The following is a 16,791-nucleotide window of genomic DNA, read 5'->3' on the forward strand; positions in this document are numbered from 1 at the left end:
TACCGGCGTCGTTGGCTCCGGTATGCCGGTGGCTCAGCTCGGTTCCGGGGTCTCCACGACGTCGTCGGACGGTGCCGGCGCGTCGTAGTCCTGTTCCTCCCGCTTGTCCTTGCGGCCCTCGTAGATGCGCCACGCGATGAGCGCAAGGACCACGACCACCGCGACGCCGATCGCCAGCCCGCGGCCGACGGTCTGCTCGACAGCCTTGTAGGACCGACCGGCGACATGGCCGAGAGTGACGAACAGAGAGCCCCAGATGATCCCGCCCGCCGCGTTCCAGACCAAAAAGGTGCGGTAACGCATCCCTGACGCGCCGGCGAGCGCCGGCATCATCGCCCGGAAGAACGCGGTGAAGCGCCCGAGGAAGACCGCGCTGCCGCCGCGCCGCTGCAGGAAGTCTTCGGCGGTGGCGAGCTTGTGCCGATGTTTGCCGAGGAGCTTGCCGCTGAGGATGCGCGGCCCGAAGATCCGCTTGCCCACCTCGTACCCGACGGAGTCCCCGAGGATCGCTGCGACGACGACGACCACGATCGACAGGGGCAGGGAGGTGGTGCCGAGGTAGGACGCGACACCGGCCAGCACCGCAGCCGTCTCGCCGGGGATGACGAAGCCGACGAAGATGGCGTCCTCAGCGAACACGATGAGGCCGACCAGGACGTAGATCCAGACCGGCGACAGGTTGAGCAGCCCGTCGAGGAAGTTGCTCACGCGTCCTGCGGCTCGCTCTCTGCATCCTGGTCGTCGGGGGTTTGCGTGTCGAACACCTCGTCCTCGATCTCCTCGGTCCCCGTCTGCTGCGGGGGAGCGGGTTCCTGCGCCATCTCAGCCTCCGCTTCCTGCGTGTCGGCATCGACTGGGACATCGCCCGGATAGTCGTCGTCGTGGGGGTCGATCGCGTTTGGCATCGTCTGCATCAGCCGGTCCTCGGCGGCGTGCGCCTCGTGGATCGCCTTGTCCACGGCGTCGAGGTCGGGTAGGTCGTGCTCGGCCACGGGGAGCTCCTTCACGTCGTCGGCAGGGGGTTTCGGGTCCACTCTGCCACTGTCCGAGCAGCCCGACGCGGGGTGACCGACAGTCGAGTACGTCTGGCGGCGATAGCGTTGCGTCACACGCGAACGCGCCCTCGAGAGGGGACCTCGTCATGCCCACCTGGTTGTGGATCGTCATCCTGCTCGTCGTCATCATCGGCATCGGCATCGGCCTGCGAATGCGCAGTGCGGACGCCCCCACCGACCGCGTCAGCACGCCCGCGACAAGCGCACCGCTCGTGCTGGAACCTCTTGCGTCCGACGTTTCGGTGGCCAGGGCCACCACTTCGTCGGACGCAGCCTCGCTGGAACCTGTTGCGTCCGACGTTTCGGTGGCCAGGGCCACCACTTCGTCGGACGCAGCGCCTGGGCCCGCCGCCGTCCCCGCCGTCCCCGCCGTCCCCGATGTCCCCGCCGTCCCCGACGGCGAGTATGGCCCGGGTTCCGCGGCCCCGGCCGCCGACGGAAGCGCCCCTTCCGGTTTTCCCGTCAAGGCGAACGCTGACTCGATGCTCTTCAGCACCGACGACTCGCCGGGTTATCGCCGGTCGACCGCGGACGTCTACTTCCGTGACGCGGGCACCGCCGAGGCGGCCGGGTTCAAGCGCTGGGACGACCACCGCTCGTGACCCACCGGGTCGAGCTCGACGTCCGGGACAACAGCCTGAACCTGATCCGGCTGGTCCTGGCGCTGCTCGTCCTCGTCGCGCACGGCTACTACCTCTCCGGTCAGGGCGCCGGCCCGAGCATCCAGGGCGAGAATCTCGGCGGCTGGGCAGTGTTCGGATTTTTCACCATCAGCGGCTACCTCATCACCGCGAGCCGGTTCGCGAACCCGCTCGGCCGGTTCCTCGTGCTGCGGGTCGCCCGGATCTATCCCGGGTTCGTCGTATGCCTCGTGCTCACCGCCGGGGTGTTCGCGCCGGTGGGGTGGTGGGTCGAGGGCCGCGACAGGTCCCGGTTTCTCACCACCGACACGACTCCAGTGGCCTACGTCCTCGACAACCTCGGGCTGCGCATCACCGCCTACGACGTCGCGGGCACCCCGGCGTCCGTGCCCTACCCGGGTGCCTGGAACGGCTCACTGTGGACGCTGTTCTTCGAGTTCTGCTGCTACCTGCTGGTCGGGCTGCTCGTCTGCCTTCCCGTCGTCCGGCGGCATCGTTGGTTGCTCGGCGTGGCGTTCGTCGCCAGCGTGGTCGTGTGGGCCAACGCCGGGACCTGGCACCTCACCGACCACGCCGACCTCGCACTGTTCGCCCGCCTCGCCCCCCCGTTCCTCGGCGGAGCCGTGGTCCAGGTTGCGGTCCGCCGCATCCCGCTACGCACCTCGACCGCTCTCCCGGCGGCGGCGCTGGCCGTCCTGGTCGTCGCGCTGGTCGGCGGTTGGGGCGCGCAGGCTGCTTCGCCGCTGATCGCCTACTCGCTGCTCTGGCTCGCCACCGTGCTGCCCTCCCCGAGACTCGTACGCCGGCACGACATCTCCTACGGTGCGTACGTCTACGCGTTCCCGGTCCAGCAGCTGCTCGCGTACGCCGGTGCACCTCGACTCGGGCTCGTCCTCTACGACGCGCTCGCGATGGTCGGCACCGGCCTCCTCGCCGTTCTCAGCTGGCGGTGGGTGGAGCGCCCCGTCCTGCTCTGCGTACGCCATCGTCTCGGGCCGCGACAGTCAGCCCCAGGTGACAGCGTGGTGCCCGAGGTCACGGGCGGCAGACCAGCGTCGGTCGGCGAGGGCCCGCGGCACGAGGGTGACCGCGTGCGCTCGTGAGGTGAGCCTGAGCCGGGCGGCACGTTCGGCCCGCCGCCAGCCACGCGCCCGCATCTGGTCGGCGGCCAACCCGTAGTAGGTGCGTTCGTCGGCGAACCGCGTGCCGTCCATCAGCGTCGTCGCGGACGCGCTCGACGAGTGTCGTCGGTAGACGAAGCAGACCGCCGGGTCGAACACCAGAGACGCGTCCCGGCATACCAGGTCGAGCTCGAGCGCGAAGTCCTGGATGATCGGCAGTCCTTCACGAAAACTGACGTCGCGCAACGCTTCTCGACGGAACGCCAGCGACGGCCAGTAGAGCCAGTTGCCGAGCAGGAGCGATGTCGCCAGGGCTTCGCCGGCCAGGAGCACGGGCTGCTGCCGTGTCCGCGGTTGGAGGAGGCGCTGCTTGACCGTGTCCACCAGAGCCGGCCGGGTCGCTCCGGTCTCATCGATGACACGGACCCCTGGCTGGATCATCGCCGCTCCGGGCCAGGCTCGGTGCGCGTCGAGGATCACGTCGACATAGCCGGGCAGCAGCAGGTCGTCGCAGCCGAGGAAGACGACCAGGTCCTGGGTCGCTAGCGACAGGCACTGCCGGTAGTTGGCGGTGATGCCGAGGTTGGTCTCGTTGCGGACGGACCGGACCCGCTCGTCGTCGATCGTCCCGAGCCAGTCCGTGACACTCGGGTCCGGGTAGGCGTCGTCGACGACCGTGAGCCGCCAGTCCCCGTTGTCCTGGGCCAGCACGCTCTCGACCGTCTCGCGCATCAGCGCGGGGTCGCCCCAGTAGGGGACCAGGATGTCGAGCGGCACGGCCGACAGGGTATGCCGACAGGTGCGGTCAGCGGGTCGCGCCCGTCACCAGCCACGCGTCGCTGCGGAACCGCCACCAGAGCCCGACCGCCCGCAACGCCATGAAGCCGCCGCCGAACCACACCCACAGCCCGGCGAGCGAGCTCCCGAAACCCCCGGGCAGTGGCGCACCGTCTCGGCTGAGCACCAGGACGACGGGGACCCAGACGACCGCCGCGACGGTCATCGCCAGCGCCAGCCAGGTCGTGTCGCCGGCGCCCATCAGTACCCCGTCGAGGACGAACACGTACCCCGCCAGCCACTGGAACAGGGCGACCACCACAAACCCCCAGGCCGCCGCGTGGACCACGTCCTGATCCGGGGTGAAGATCTGCCCGATCACCGGGGCCAACGGCAACAACACCGCGGCACAGCCGAGGCCGCCGAGCACGCCCCACCGCGTCGCGGTCGTGGCCGCCTGCCTGGCCTGCGCGATGTTCCCTGCCCCGAGCGCCTTGCCCGTCATCGCCTGTGCGGCGATGGCCAGCGCGTCGAGAGCGAAGGCGAGCAGGTTCCACACGGTCGACACGATCTGGTGCCCGGCGAGGGTCACGTCGCCGTAGCGCGCGGCCACGCCGGTCATCACGAGGATGGCACCCCGTAGCGCCAACGTCCGCACCAGCAAAGGGAACCCGCCAACCGCAGCCGCGAGGACGCCTGCCGGCTGGGGACGCAGATGTGCACCGAGGGGCAACGACGTCCGCAGGACTACCGTCACCAACGCCGCCGCCATCAGGGTCTGCGCGATGACCGTCCCGATTGCCGAGCCCGCGATCCCGAGTCCGACTCCGTAGACCAGCACGAAGTTCAGCACCAGGTTGAGCCCGAACCCGCCCACGGAGACGACGAGCGGCGTACGCGTGTCCTGCAGCCCTCGCAGCAGACCAGTGGCGCCGAGCACCACGAGCATGCCTGGTATGCCGGGGGTCGAGGCTCGCAGGTAGGTCACCGCTTGGTCCTGGACGTCGGCCGACGCGCCGAACGCCCCGCAGAGCGTTGGTGCCGTGACCGCCACCGCCACCGCCACAAGGGCGCCGAGGCCGAGTGCGAGCCACAGCCCGTCCAGGCCGGCGTCCAGGGCGCCGCGCAGGTCTCCCGCGCCCAGCCGTCTCGCGACGACACTGGTCGTCCCATAGGCGAGAAAGACGAACACCCCTGCGGCCGTGAGCAACACCGAGGACGCAACCCCGAGCCCGGCGAGCTGGGCCGTGCCGAGGTGCCCGACGATCGCCGAGTCGGCGAGCAGGAACAGTGGCTCGGCGACGAGCGCGAGGAACGCGGGCACGGCGAGGCGCAGGATCTCCCGCCTCATCGGTGCTGCCACGCCCGCGAGCCTAGGTCGAAGCCAGTCAAGTGGGGCGGGTCATCCCTGGAGCGAGACGAGCTCCGGTGAGGCCGGAGTGCTCCGGCTCAGCCGAGCAGCGTGAGCGTCCCCCACTGGCTGCGCGTCTTTGCGTCGTTGCCGGAGCGGGCCGGGTTGTTGCTGACCATGTCGAGGAGCTCACCCATGCCTGACCCGCTGGGGACGGCGTCACTGACGTTGAGGTTCATCCCGATCTCCGCGCCCGCAGTGACCGGCGAGAAGCCCAGGGTCGTCCAGGGGATTGCGGCCTCGATGCGGTATCCGTGGTCGGTGGCCACGGCGACGCCCTTCAGCCCGGCGATGTTCTTCCTGCCACCCGCGAACACACTTCCCTTGGGCAAGTTCATCCCACCGATGAGCGTGGGGTTGGCATTGGGGCCGAGCATGACGTGGGCGTCGCCGTGCTCGAGGCTGGCGTTGCGGTTGGTGGGAAGGGGGGTCCCGAACTCGAAACTGACCCCGTCACCCTTGAACAGCTGCGTGGTGTCACCGGCGTGGGTCTGGGTGAGCTGGCTGTCGGTGACGTCGACGAACACGTAGAGGTCGTCGTCCGTCCAGCCCAACGCCCAGATGCCTTTGACGGTTGCAGCCGCACCGGCAACAAGCCGGTCACTCGTGGACGCCGGTGCGCTCGTGGGCCAGTCGTTCGGGTCGCCGTCGAGGGACGGAGGCGTTGTCAGGTGGACGGCAGACATCGCCGGTCCGGTCAACGTGGAATGGGTGGTCGTGTCGGCGTCGTGCACATTGCGGATCCCGTCATTCGCGACTCCCCGGCCGTTGTTGGTGGTGTCGGGAAGCGTCGAGCCGTACCAGCCGAGCGCCACCACCCCGCCGACGAAGACCAGCACGGTCACTGCGATGATCGCCCCCCAGTGTCTCTTCCGCCTCGGTGGTGGGCCCGAGAACCGTTGTGGCGCATAAGGTCCGTATGATCCGGGCGGGACGGCTGGGGGTGGGACATGAGCCGGACCCACCTGCTCGACCCGGTATGCAGGTAGCACCGGCTGTCTCGTGGGCTGGGGTGCGGGCGCGGGCGTGGAAGCCGTCCGTGTCACGGTTGGTGACGGAGGCGGCGCGACTGCATACGTGGGCTGGGTCGTCCCACGGTTTGGCATCAGGGCCGGCTCGGGCAGGGGCTGCACGCCGCTGCTCGGACCGGCTTCAGTCGGCGCAGTCGGAGCTGTCGGAGCTGTCGGAGCTGTCGGCGTGGTCGGCGTGGTCGGCGCACTGGCAACGGGTTTGGCGGGAGTCAGCGGCGGCGTGACAGGTTTGACGGCCTTGACCACTGGGGTGCTCGTCGTGGGTTGGGCGACGATGTTCGCGAACACCTGGCCGTCCGGGGCGCGCAGGAACAGCACCGGCGTGGCCCACTCGGTGGAATAGTCGGCGAGCAGCGCCTTGCGCGCACTCGTCGCCGCCTGGTCGACCGGCAGGCCGTCGGCGATCGCACCGTAGAACTCGGCGGTGAACGCCACCGCGGCTCCGTCGCTGATCGGGAACTGCATTGCCACGACCGCCGTGCAGTCCTGCTGCACCAGGCCTTGCGCCATGCCGCTGAACGGGTCCACGGCGTCGACGCGGGCGGACTGACAGGCGTTGAGCAGCACCAGACGCAGCGGGTCGTGGTCGCGCAGGTAGGGGCCCAGCACACCGGGCGGCACCTTGACGCCACGCCCATAACGGTCGCAGAAGTAGACGACGCCGTCCTGGATCCGTTCGTCGTAGTCGCCGTGGCCGATGAAGTGCAGGATGTGCACGTCGTGGGTCCGCAACCAGCTCGCGAGTGCGGCGACCGTGGGAGCGGGCAGCCGGTCGATCTGCACCGTGCCCTGTTCGACCTTGGCCGCGAGCGCGTCGTGGACCCGGTTCCACTCGGCCTCGACGTCGAGCTCGGGAAGGTCGGTGGGGGACGAGATGACGACGAGGATCTTCAACGCGCCGTCCACCGGCAGTGGCCGGGGCGGCTGCGGGACCTCGAGATAGCGCACGACGGGGGTGCGTTCGGACTGGGCGATGTAGGAGTTGCTGCGCCGGTCGTAGAGCAGCTCCCACGGCAGGCCGGCGATCGAGGGTGCCTCCGTCAGCCGCAGCCGAAGCCGCAGTCCGTGGCCGTGCTCACGCGCGAGGTCCTGTGACTTGGACCAGGCGAGCATCAGGTCCTCGGAGAACACCGCCTCGAACAGCGGCCCGCCGAGGGCCATCGAGGCCTCGACGCGCGGGTCCGAGCTGGCCCGCCGGGTGCCGCTGCGGCCGGGGTCGATCTTCAGCAGCAGGTTCTCGAGCTGGATAGGGTCGAACGGCAGCTGGAACCTCGCGGTGGGCCAGGTCCCCGCAGGGCAGCCGACGACGCGCGCCCGGAATGACCCCGCCTCTTGTGCTTCGATGAGGAGGTCGAAGTTCTCGTAAGTTCTGGCGGCCATAGCGGCCCTTTCGCAACGTCCGGTGGTTCCCGATTGGAGCCGCGAGATCGCGTGATGATACCGCCGAACACCGGGCACTTTCAGGTCATTTTCGGACATCCCTGACACTCGACCGTCGTCGGCCCGGCTGACGGTGGTGCCGGCAGACCCTTTCGCCAGGCCGTCGCCATGCTCCAAGATGGAGCCGCCAGCGGGCTGGTGACACCGACGAGATGGGGGCGCGTCTCGTCCCCGGTATCACCGTTTGCCGTTGGCTCTCCCTGAGGACGTGGGGCGGATGCCGGGTGTGGACGGGTGGTGCGCGCTGGCCGACGAGGTCGTCGCGCTCTCCGACCCTGCCCTGACCCGGGCCGCGACCGCTGCGACCGCCACGTTGGGCATGTCGTCTGACGAGTCGCGAGAGCTCGGTGAGCGGATCAACGCGCGTGAGGACCCGGCGGGGCAGATGCTGTTCTCTGTCATCGCGTTCGCCAGGCGAGCGCGTGACCTTCCCTCGGTGGCACAACAGCTCACCGCGCTGCAGTTCACGCCGGCGCAGATGGACGCGGCGCTCACGTTGGCGGCTGCTCTGCAGTCCGGGCCGGCCGAGGGACTGCAGGCTCGACTCGAGGACGCCGACCGGCAGACTCTGGCCGCTCTGCCGTCCGACGCTGCCGGGTCTTTGGTCCTGGGGATGATCCGCGCGGCGCTCGACCAACCCACCGAGCAAGCCAGGGTCGCGGTGCTGGGCGCGGCCACCTCGGTCGCGCAGGCGTTGGTCCGCGGCCGGTTTCCGGTCGCCGACATCGTGGAGCTTGTAGGGGCGGCTCCCCGGTCGAATGATGAGCTGCAGGCTGTGGCGGCGGTACTCGCGCTCGCGCTGCGGGTGCGGGTCGTCGCCGGGGTCGCCGACGCTCTGCACGGCCACGCAGCTGCGCCAGTCGCCGTCGACCTGCTTCGTCGCACCGCCGACCTGCTCGCCGCCCGCGAGGGCGTTTCGCCTGAGGCCCCCGTGACCCCTCCCATGCCTTCTCCTGCGCCGCCGCCCCCCCGGCCGATGCGTCCGTCGTCCTGGTGGACCACCTGGCGAGGGGGACACCTCGCAGTCGGGCCGACGGAACGAGAGTCATCGGCGAATGCGCCTGGGTCCCCGACCCCAACCAGCGCGACGAAGCCGACCGACGCGACGAAGCCGACCGACGCGAAGAAGCCGACCGACGCGAAGAAGCCGACCGACGTGACCCGACAGGCATACCCGCGTATCGATGTCGAGTCTCGCCGTGCTGACCGCCCCGAGGTCGTCGTGCTGGGGGAGTCGTTCGACGTGGTGGTCGGTCTCGGCCGGCGGCGGGACTTCCGCCTCACTGCGACGGGAGCGATGCAGCTGCCCACGGGGGCGGAGACGACCCTCGAGCTGGTACTGGTCTTCGACCCGAGCTCGTTGGTCCCTCGGGGGCCGACGCGCCTGAGCGTCGTCGCGTCCGACGCCGACCCTTACCCGAGCGCGACCGTCGGCTTCGACGCCCTGGACCGCGAGGACGAGCGGCTGCCCGCCGAGCGGAGGATCGGGGTGCACTACCTGCGCGACGGTCAGCTGGTGGGCATCGCCTGGCGCTCGTTCGTCGTGGTCGGCGACCCCCGGGACGTTGCCACTGCTCCCGTCCCTGAGACCCGGGAGAGCGAGCTGCTCGACCTCACACCGTTGCTCGGCGAGGATCTGCCGGACTTGATCCTGTCGGTCTGCGCGGGTGACGGGCCGTCGACCGGGGAGTTCGTCTGGACCGCGCTGCCTGCCGCCTCCGGCGTGACGGTGCCGGACCTGCCGCGGACGGCGTCCCTGGGCACCGACCTGCAGAGCTTCGTCGCCGACCTCAGACGAGACGTGATGTTCTCCAAGGGCGTCGGCAGCGACTACTCCAAGCTCGCTGGGGCGGCGCGGCAGATCGGCGACGCGGTCCCCGCGTCCATCCGCTCGGTCATCCACCAGGTCGTCGACGACCCGACGCAGACCAGCGCACCGGCCATCCTGCTGCTCACCGAGGAGGTCGCCCTGCCGTGGGAGCTGGCGTCGTTCCGCGAGCCGCTGACGACCGCCTGGGGTGGGGTATCGGCCTTCTTCGGCGCCCACGCCGCGATCGGTCGCTGGCCGCTCACCGAGCACAAGCCCCGCCCGACGCCGCGCACCCGGGTCACCGTGCGCAGTGCGGCCGTCCTCACGGCCGACTACACCGGCATCCAAGGCTGGGGCCGGTTGGAGCACGCCATGCAGGAGGCGGCCGAGATCGGCGCACTGTTCGCCCCACCCGCGGTCACGGTCCGTCCGGCTCTCTGGGACGTCATCGACGTGCTGCGCGGCACGCCGCCCGCCGACGTGCTGCACGTAGCGCTGCACGGGAGCTTCGACGCCCAGGGCGACCAGGAGGGGCTCGTCCTGCTCGGGACCGACGCCCAGGGTCAGCTGACCAAGCAGTGGCAGTTCTTCACCCCGGCCGAGGTCGAGAACGGCACCCTCGCGGCGGGTCCCTTCGTGTTCCTCAACGCCTGTCAGGTCGGTTCTGGCAAGGAGGTGCTCGGCGACTACGGCGGGTTCGCCTCGACGTTGCTGAGGATCGGTGCGTCTGCTGTGGTGGCGCCGCTGTGGAACGTCGACGACGCCATCGCCGCCCAGATCGCCCGCGAGTTCTACGCCGCAACGTGGACCCCGCCGGACACCGCCGACGCCACGGACCAGCGAGAACCGGTGTCGGCCGCGGAGGCCGTGCGCGCGGTGCGCGCCCGTTACACCGAGGCCGGTGCACGCAACCAGGTCGAGGGGGTCAGCGCGACGTTGGTTGCCTTCCAGGTGTTCGGGCACCCGCGGCTCCACCTCGTCCGCCCCTGAACCTGGACCCTCCCGCAGCGGCTCACAACCGTCCCGCACCACCACACAGACAGGAACAGCCCATGGCAGAGGACCTGCGCCCGGAGGGCCTCTCGGTCTACCTCGGCGACGTCGTCATCACGACGCCCGGACTTGCCGGCCGCGTCGAGGTGTACGCCGCCGGCACCGACGGGATGCGCGGCGCCGAGGACTCCAGCGAGCAGTTCCGCCAGGCGCTGGACGATTCCGGGGTCACCGAGCAGCTGACCGTCGAGATCTCTCAGCACAGCGAGCTGGACGCGAGTGGCGGGACGCGCGGAGCCGGCGGCGGAGCAGATATCACCCTGGAGGTCCCCGCGCCGGGGGAGGGCAACGGTCAGCTCATCCTGTATGCCGCAGAAGACGGTTCGCTGTCCTGGCACCTGCCGGACGACGTGCCTCCCGACCAGGTCGCGACCCGAGGTGGCGAGCGACGTACCTATCACCTGCCCCGCGAGGTCATCCTCGCCGAGCCCTCTGCCGACGGGGCCGGCCAGCGCGGGATCCTCGGGGCGGTCGGGACCAAGCTGTTCAAGGTCCTCGTCTTCCCGCTCATCGACCCGGTGCTGCAGAAGGTCGGGGACTTCTTCGCCCGCCGCTGGGAGGACAAGCACCGCCGCAACCAGGTGCGCTGGTTCGGGGTGGACGACTTCCAGCGCGCCGACGTCGCCGCGTTCGCCGCTCCGGACTGGGTCAAGGTCGAGGGCGGCCCCTCCCTGCTGTTCATCCACGGCACCACGGCTCAGTCGAACACGGCGTTCGACCAGCTGCCGAAGGAAACCCTTGCCGAACTGTCGAAGCGTTATGGCGGAAGGATTTTCGCGCTCGACCACTTCACGATCTCGGTCACCCCTGACGCAAACGTGGACTTCCTCAGGTCCCAGCTCGTGGCACTGGCCGACCAGAGTGGGCCTGGTCCGCTGATCCTGGACATCGTCAGCCACTCGCGGGGCGGGCTGGTCGGGCGCGTCCTCGCGGAGAAGGCGGCCGCCCTCGGTCTGGACAAGCAGATCTCGGTCCGCACGCTGGTCATGGTCGGGACTCCCAACGCCGGTACGGCGCTCGCCGACAAGGAGCACCTCTCGCAGCTGCTCGACCGGATCACCGACCTGGCCCAGTTCATCCCGGACGCCGGCGTCACCGACGTCGTCGGCCTGGTCCTGGCGATCCTCAAGCAGCTGTCCGTCGGCGCATACGGGGGGCTTGAAGGAGTGATGTCGATGAACCCGCAGGGCGACTACCTCACACAGTTCAACGTCACGCCCGGGTCGAGCGCGACCTACCGGGCGATCGCGTCGAACTACGAGCCGCCGTCGGGCGCGGCCCTGGCCAGGATCGCGCGGAACAGGGGCACCGACTTCGTCTTCGGCTCCACGGGCAACGACCTGGTCGTCCCGACGAACGGGGTGTTCGAGGTCGAGGGCGCGACCGGGTTCCCGATCGCGGACCCCCTGGTGTTCACGACCAGTCAGGGGGTCGACCACGGCTCGTACTTCGGCCGGCCCGAGGTGTCGGTCAAGCTGCTGGAGTGGCTGCCCGGCTGAGCGAATACCTGGTCAGGCGGGTGCGAGGTGCCGCATCGCCTCCCTCCGGGACACACCAGAGAGCTGGGCGCCGTGGGCGCCGACGAAGGAGCGCACCCAGTCCGGTGCGACCCCCGCATGGTCACGCAGTGCCCAGCCGATCGCCTTGCGGATGAAGAAGTCTCGGCTGTGCTCCCCGACGAGGTTCGCCTCGATGGCATCGACGAGCAGCGCCCGGTCGAGCCGTTCGCGCAACCCGGTCTGGCAGATGATGGCGGTACGCCGCACCCACAGGTTGGGGTCCACGGCCCACTCGCGCAGCCGGTTCGGCTCGGTCTCGGGCTGGGCCACCAGCTGCTCGCGGACCAGGTGCGTGGCGATGTCGTCGACGACGTCCCACCAGCCCCCGGTCACGACGAGGTACCTCCATAGCTCCATGGCGTCGCCGTCGCGCCAGGCGCGGTAGCGCGGGTGCCGGGCGAGGGTCAACGCGGCATACCACTCCTCGCGGTATGCGGCCTCGTCCCACAACGTCCGGATGGTGGTCTCCCACTCCTGACGACTTCGCAAGGCGAGCGTGTCGTCGGCGAGCACCGGCCGCAGGACGGCGCGCAGCTCGGGGGTCGTGAGGCCGCGGTAGGGCAGCTGGGACTTCATGTACTGCTGTTGACCGATCGCCCGGTGGGGGTCGGCGTGGGCCGCGAGGGTGGTCCGGACCGCGTCGACGAGGTCCGGGTGTGTGCTCACCGGGTCCTCAGCTCTGCGCAAGCTCGGGCTCAGGCGTAGCGAACCGCAGCCCGGGCCCGGGCCCTGGCGGCCTCGACGTCCCGGTCCTTGGGCGGCGCGCTGGTCGTGAGGTGGTCCAGCAGGTGCTGGGTGACGTGCGCGATCTCCTCGACCGCCTCGTCGAACGCCTGCTGGTTGGCGCCCGACGGCCGCGTGGATCCGGAGACCTTGCGGACGTACTGAAGCGCCGCTGCGCGGACCTCGTCGGTCGTCGCGGCGGGGGCGAAGTTGTGGAGCTGTCGGATGTTCCTGCACATGCACACGAGGGTATGCCGGGTGGTGGCAGCAAGGCGTCGAGACCAATTCGAGATTGTCGGGACTTTCTTCTGTCCACAGGGCTCGGACGATCGTCGGCGCACGTCGCCAGGCACGAACGGGCGGGCTGACGAGTGGAGGATTCATGACTCGTCCCCAGGTTGTCCCCATCCTGGCGCGGCGTGGTGCACAGGGTTGTGCACACCTCGTCCACAGACGGCGGTTGTCTCGGGTCCGGCCCCACCCCTAACGTGACCAGACACAGCCCCAGGACGGTCCGGACCATCCGGGCGTGCTCACGACAGAGGCCTCGCGGTGCCGTCCCGACGGACGTTCGACACCTCGGGAGCAGCACTGTCGGCGGTCGATGCTGTCATGAGTTGGAACACCAGTTCGAGAGATGGCAGGCGCGCAGGGTGAGCGATGGGCGGCAGCAGGTGAGTGCAGCGTGACGATCCAGGAGCTGTTCCCGGGGGCGACCCGCCAGCCGGGTGACGACCGCCTGCCGCCGCAGGACCTGCATGCCGAGCAGTCCGTTCTGGGCGGCATGTTGCTGTCCAAGGATGCGATCGCCGACTGCGTCGAGGTGCTGCGGTCGGTCGACTTCTACCGCCCGGCCCACGAGGGGATCTTCGAGGCAATCCTGTCTCTCTACGGCCGGGGCGAGCCGGCCGATGCCGTTACCGTCTCCGACGAGCTGACCAAGCGCGGTGACCTGACCCGCGTCGGTGGCCAGGCATACCTCCACCAGCTCATCTCGTCGGTGCCGACGGCCGCCAACGCCGGCTACTACGCGCAGATCGTGGTCGAGCGCGCCGTGCTGCGGCGGCTGGTCGAGGCGGGCACCAAGATCGTCCAGATGGGCTACGCCCAAGGCGGGGGTGACGTCGAGGACATCGTCAACGCGGCGCAGGCCGAGGTTTATGCGGTCGCCGACAAGCGCGGTGGCGAGGACTACCACGTGCTCGGCGACATCCTCGAGATGACGGTCGACGAGATCGAGGTCGCGTCCGGCAAGTCCGGTGAGATGACCGGCGTACCAACGGGTTTCACCGATCTCGACCAGCTGACCAACGGTTTACATCCCGGCCAGATGATCGTCGTGGCGGCGAGGCCTGCGATCGGCAAATCGACCCTGGGTCTCGACATCGTCCGGAGCGCTTCGATCAAGCACAACCTCGCATCGGTGATCTTCTCGCTGGAGATGAGCAAGACCGAGATCACCATGCGACTGCTCTCGGCCGAGGCGGGGATCCAGCTGCAGCACATGCGCAAAGGGACGATGCGCGAGGAGGACTGGACGCGGCTAGCGTCGACGATGGGAAGGGTGTCCGACGCACCGCTGTTCATCGACGACTCGCCGAACATGAACCTCATGGAGATCCGAGCCAAGTGCCGCCGGCTCAAGCAGCGTCACAACCTCAAGCTCGTGGTCATCGACTACCTGCAGCTGATGTCCTCCGGCAAGCGGGTCGAGTCCCGGCAGCAGGAGGTGTCGGAGTTCTCCCGCGCGCTCAAGCTGCTGGCCAAGGAGCTCGAGGTTCCAGTGGTCGCGATCTCGCAGCTCAACCGAGGTCCGGAGCAGCGCACCGACAAGAAGCCGCAGATGTCCGATCTTCGCGAGTCGGGAAGCATCGAACAGGATGCCGACATGGTCATCTTGTTACACCGCGAAGAGGCTTACGAACGGGAAAGCCCCCGGGCAGGCGAGGCCGACCTGATCGTGGCCAAACATCGCAACGGGCCAACCGACACGATCGTGCTCGCGTTCCAGGGTCACTACAGCCGGTTCACCAACATGGCTCCGAGTTTCTAGTTCTTTGTTGTCGAGAAGCATCCAAAACTGAAATCTGGGCAGTTATAGTTAGAAATTAGCTAACGTTATGCATCCCGGGCGAGCCTCGCATTCACGTTATAAATGCGAATGGCGACGAGGAAGATAGCCGGGCTGGGTGATCCCCCGTGCAGGACGGTAGCGTCGGTTCAGCTCGGTGAGTGGCCGCCCTGCTCCTAAGCACTCTTGCGAGCGACGTCAGCCGAGACGCGTTGTACGGCCGCCGCTAGTGCACGTGGGCAACTGCACGAGAGGGGCGCCCCGGATTCATCCCTTGCCCGACCACCCGGGCAAGCGGACAGACGAACGTCCCCACATGACGAGAGTCGCGCGTGGGATGACGCCTGTCCCGAGGCGTGTGACGCGCTAGTCGGTGGCCCGGCCCTGTGCTGCTTGGAGGGCTGTCACGTGCGCGGCGGCCTCGGGTTGGGCGTTTCCGCTCCGTGACGTGGCTACGGACTTACCCCGTACAACTGGGACAGTTCCGCGACCAGCTCGGGGTGCGGGGTTTGACCGTAGCGATCAGCGATCTTCATGATCTCGGCTGGGCCCGCGTCACCAGAGAGGGATCCCATGGCCTCGAAGAAGCCTTCGAAACCTGCTGGGCTGATGAACTCCAAAACGATGGCATCGAGGTCAGTGGCGTTCCACATGGCGTGGACGACGCCGCGCGGCTTGAAGAGGAAGCCGCCCTCGTCGACCTCGATATCTTGTTCACCAACCCGACCGCCGATGCGCCCTCGGAAGACGAAGGTGAACTCGTCCTCATGTACGTGCGAGTGTGGAAAGACCAGCAGCCCGGGCGGAATAGTGGCCGACTGAGCGGAGAACCGGTCGCCGGTGTCCGCGGCCTTGATGAGGTGTCGGAAGGGAGTCCCAGGAATCTGGTCTCCGGAATCCCAACTAACAGAACGTGTCACGGTACGCCTCCCCTCCCCAGGGTTTGATCAGAATCGCCGTGTTCGGTGTCGCTGTCAACGCACCGATCCGGAGGCTGAGCGATTGGATAGGGCGCGCTCCTTCGCGTGGCCGCGGCAGCCTCCCCCCGTGGAGCGAAGTCGGACCGCCTTCCGCCCGGAGCTGCTTCAGGTCGCAGGTGAATCTCCGCGGCGCCAACACCCGGCGCGCGCGCCCGTAGGTTCTCGCAGTCAGCGGCCCTGGGCCCTGACTGGAGCGCGACCCCTGGGGAGTGGTCGGTGTCTCACGAACGTGTCCGAACCTTCAGTGCCGGGCGGGCCGCGGGGTACTCGCCCGGGACCTGCGGTGTTGACTGGGCTGATGGTCCTGGTCGGCGGCGGCACCATGATCTACGCGTCGGTAACGCATCAAGTCGAAGCACGCGAGACCATCACGCACCAGGTCGCGGCAGTAATCGTCGAGTCAGGCAGAGGTGACATCACCATCCACGCAAGCGGCGCTCGAGGGACCGTGCAGGTGATCCGCCGAGGCCGTCTCAGAGTGGGCAGCGACCTGGCGCCCCTCGAGTTCTCGGACGGCAACACGCTCATCATCGATGACCAAACCGACGACAGCGAGACCTCCGGCATCAGCTATGAAGTCCGTGTGCCCGCCGGCGTCAGGATCGGGGCCACCACCTTCTCCGGCACCATCGACGCGGACGGCGACTTCAGTTCCGTCGTCCTGCAAACGGCGACCGGAACCGTCGAAACCGAACTGTCGGCCACGACTGTCTTCGCGTACGCCACCACCGGCGGCAGGATCGACCTGCGACTCCAGATGGCACCCACGCAACTGACCAGCGAGTCCGACTCCGGCGACATCGACGTGCGACTGCCAGCCGACCAGGCGTACACCGTCGAGACCCGCTCCGGATCGGGGGGTCACGCACGTCACCGTCCAACAGGACAGCACCTCGACTCACCAGGTCAAAGCAACCAGCGGGACCGGCAACATCACCATCCAGCCAGGATGACCACCGGCGGCCGCCCAGTCGGGCGTTCGCTGGTCGGCGACGCAGGACAACCGCCGTCGAGACCGCTACCGCAAAGAACAAGGTGCGGCGCCACAAGAATGAAGAGCCCCACATGTCAATCAACACCCCGAGCGCCTTACCCGTGAAGCGTAGCGCTCAGCCGCGG

Annotated in this window: 14 protein-coding genes; 6 read left to right on the forward strand and 8 right to left on the reverse strand. The window is 68.9% G+C overall.

The genetic code is table 11. From position 1 onward, the window contains the following. Positions 1-33: 33 nt before the first annotated feature. Together ABI385_RS10735 and ABI385_RS10740 are read right to left on the reverse strand one after the other, a co-directional pair. On the reverse strand, positions 34-708 hold the full coding sequence (locus tag ABI385_RS10735) for a DedA family protein (RefSeq protein ID WP_348103746.1): 675 nt from the start codon (positions 706-708) through the stop codon (positions 34-36). Beyond that, positions 705-1,034, reverse strand: coding sequence for a hypothetical protein (locus ABI385_RS10740; protein WP_348103747.1), 330 nt, complete (start codon positions 1,032-1,034; stop codon positions 705-707). The genes ABI385_RS10735 and ABI385_RS10740 overlap by 4 nt, the downstream gene beginning before the upstream one ends. A gap of 107 nt (positions 1,035-1,141) precedes the next feature. Between ABI385_RS10740 and ABI385_RS10745 the strand changes: the two genes are divergently transcribed. After that, positions 1,142-1,657 carry a hypothetical protein gene (locus ABI385_RS10745; protein ID WP_348103748.1) on the forward strand — a complete coding sequence of 172 codons (516 nt, stop codon included), beginning with the start codon at positions 1,142-1,144 and terminating at the stop codon, positions 1,655-1,657. Further along, positions 1,654-2,799 carry an acyltransferase gene (locus tag ABI385_RS10750; RefSeq protein WP_348103749.1) on the forward strand — a complete coding sequence of 382 codons (1,146 nt, stop codon included), beginning with the start codon at positions 1,654-1,656 and terminating at the stop codon, positions 2,797-2,799. The genes ABI385_RS10745 and ABI385_RS10750 overlap by 4 nt, the downstream gene beginning before the upstream one ends. Here the strand turns inward: ABI385_RS10750 and ABI385_RS10755 are convergent. The 3 genes from ABI385_RS10755 to ABI385_RS10765 all read right to left on the reverse strand — a co-directional run bounded on the left by ABI385_RS10755 (position 2,701) and on the right by ABI385_RS10765 (position 7,416). Continuing rightward, positions 2,701-3,594: a glycosyltransferase gene (locus ABI385_RS10755; protein ID WP_348103750.1), complete on the reverse strand. Its 894-nt coding sequence runs from the start codon at positions 3,592-3,594 to the stop codon at positions 2,701-2,703. The genes ABI385_RS10750 and ABI385_RS10755 overlap by 99 nt on opposite strands. Positions 3,595-3,622: 28 nt before the next feature. Then, positions 3,623-4,957: an MATE family efflux transporter gene (locus ABI385_RS10760; protein WP_348103751.1), complete on the reverse strand. Its 1,335-nt coding sequence runs from the start codon at positions 4,955-4,957 to the stop codon at positions 3,623-3,625. Between the two features lie 86 nt (positions 4,958-5,043). Then, positions 5,044-7,416 (reverse strand): CHAT domain-containing protein, encoded by a 2,373-nt coding sequence (locus ABI385_RS10765; protein WP_348103752.1) that lies wholly within the window; start codon positions 7,414-7,416, stop codon positions 5,044-5,046. 250 nt (positions 7,417-7,666) lie between these two features. Here ABI385_RS10765 and ABI385_RS10770 point away from each other — a divergent pair, with 250 nt between their 5' ends. Beyond that, complete coding sequence (locus ABI385_RS10770) at positions 7,667-10,276, forward strand: CHAT domain-containing protein (RefSeq protein WP_348103753.1); 2,610 nt, start codon at positions 7,667-7,669, stop codon at positions 10,274-10,276. A 62-nt stretch (positions 10,277-10,338) separates the two neighbouring features. Next, on the forward strand, positions 10,339-11,838 hold the full coding sequence (locus tag ABI385_RS10775) for an alpha/beta hydrolase (protein ID WP_348103754.1): 1,500 nt from the start codon (positions 10,339-10,341) through the stop codon (positions 11,836-11,838). A 12-nt stretch (positions 11,839-11,850) separates the two neighbouring features. On the opposite strand, the gene ABI385_RS10780 is transcribed toward ABI385_RS10775, so the two are convergent. Together ABI385_RS10780 and ABI385_RS10785 are read right to left on the reverse strand one after the other, a co-directional pair. After that, positions 11,851-12,564 carry a DNA alkylation repair protein gene (locus ABI385_RS10780; RefSeq protein ID WP_348103755.1) on the reverse strand — a complete coding sequence of 238 codons (714 nt, stop codon included), beginning with the start codon at positions 12,562-12,564 and terminating at the stop codon, positions 11,851-11,853. A gap of 29 nt (positions 12,565-12,593) precedes the next feature. After that, positions 12,594-12,860 (reverse strand): DUF2277 domain-containing protein, encoded by a 267-nt coding sequence (locus tag ABI385_RS10785; protein ID WP_348103756.1) that lies wholly within the window; start codon positions 12,858-12,860, stop codon positions 12,594-12,596. 446 nt (positions 12,861-13,306) lie between these two features. On the opposite strand from ABI385_RS10785, the gene dnaB reads away from it, so the two are divergent. Next, complete coding sequence (gene dnaB / locus ABI385_RS10790) at positions 13,307-14,674, forward strand: replicative DNA helicase (RefSeq protein WP_348103757.1); 1,368 nt, start codon at positions 13,307-13,309, stop codon at positions 14,672-14,674. A gap of 470 nt (positions 14,675-15,144) precedes the next feature. Here dnaB and ABI385_RS10795 read toward each other — a convergent pair whose 3' ends face one another. Further along, positions 15,145-15,612, reverse strand: a complete 468-nt coding sequence (locus ABI385_RS10795; protein ID WP_348103758.1) for a cupin domain-containing protein — start codon at positions 15,610-15,612, stop codon at positions 15,145-15,147. A gap of 382 nt (positions 15,613-15,994) precedes the next feature. Between ABI385_RS10795 and ABI385_RS18525 the strand changes: the two genes are divergently transcribed. Then, on the forward strand, positions 15,995-16,771 hold the full coding sequence (locus ABI385_RS18525; protein ID WP_407068261.1) for a DUF4097 family beta strand repeat-containing protein: 777 nt from the start codon (positions 15,995-15,997) through the stop codon (positions 16,769-16,771). Positions 16,772-16,791 lie beyond the last annotated feature (20 nt).

The sequence above is a fragment of the Lapillicoccus sp. genome (assembly GCF_039935575.1).
Classification (GTDB): Bacteria; Actinomycetota; Actinomycetes; order Actinomycetales; family Dermatophilaceae; genus Lapillicoccus.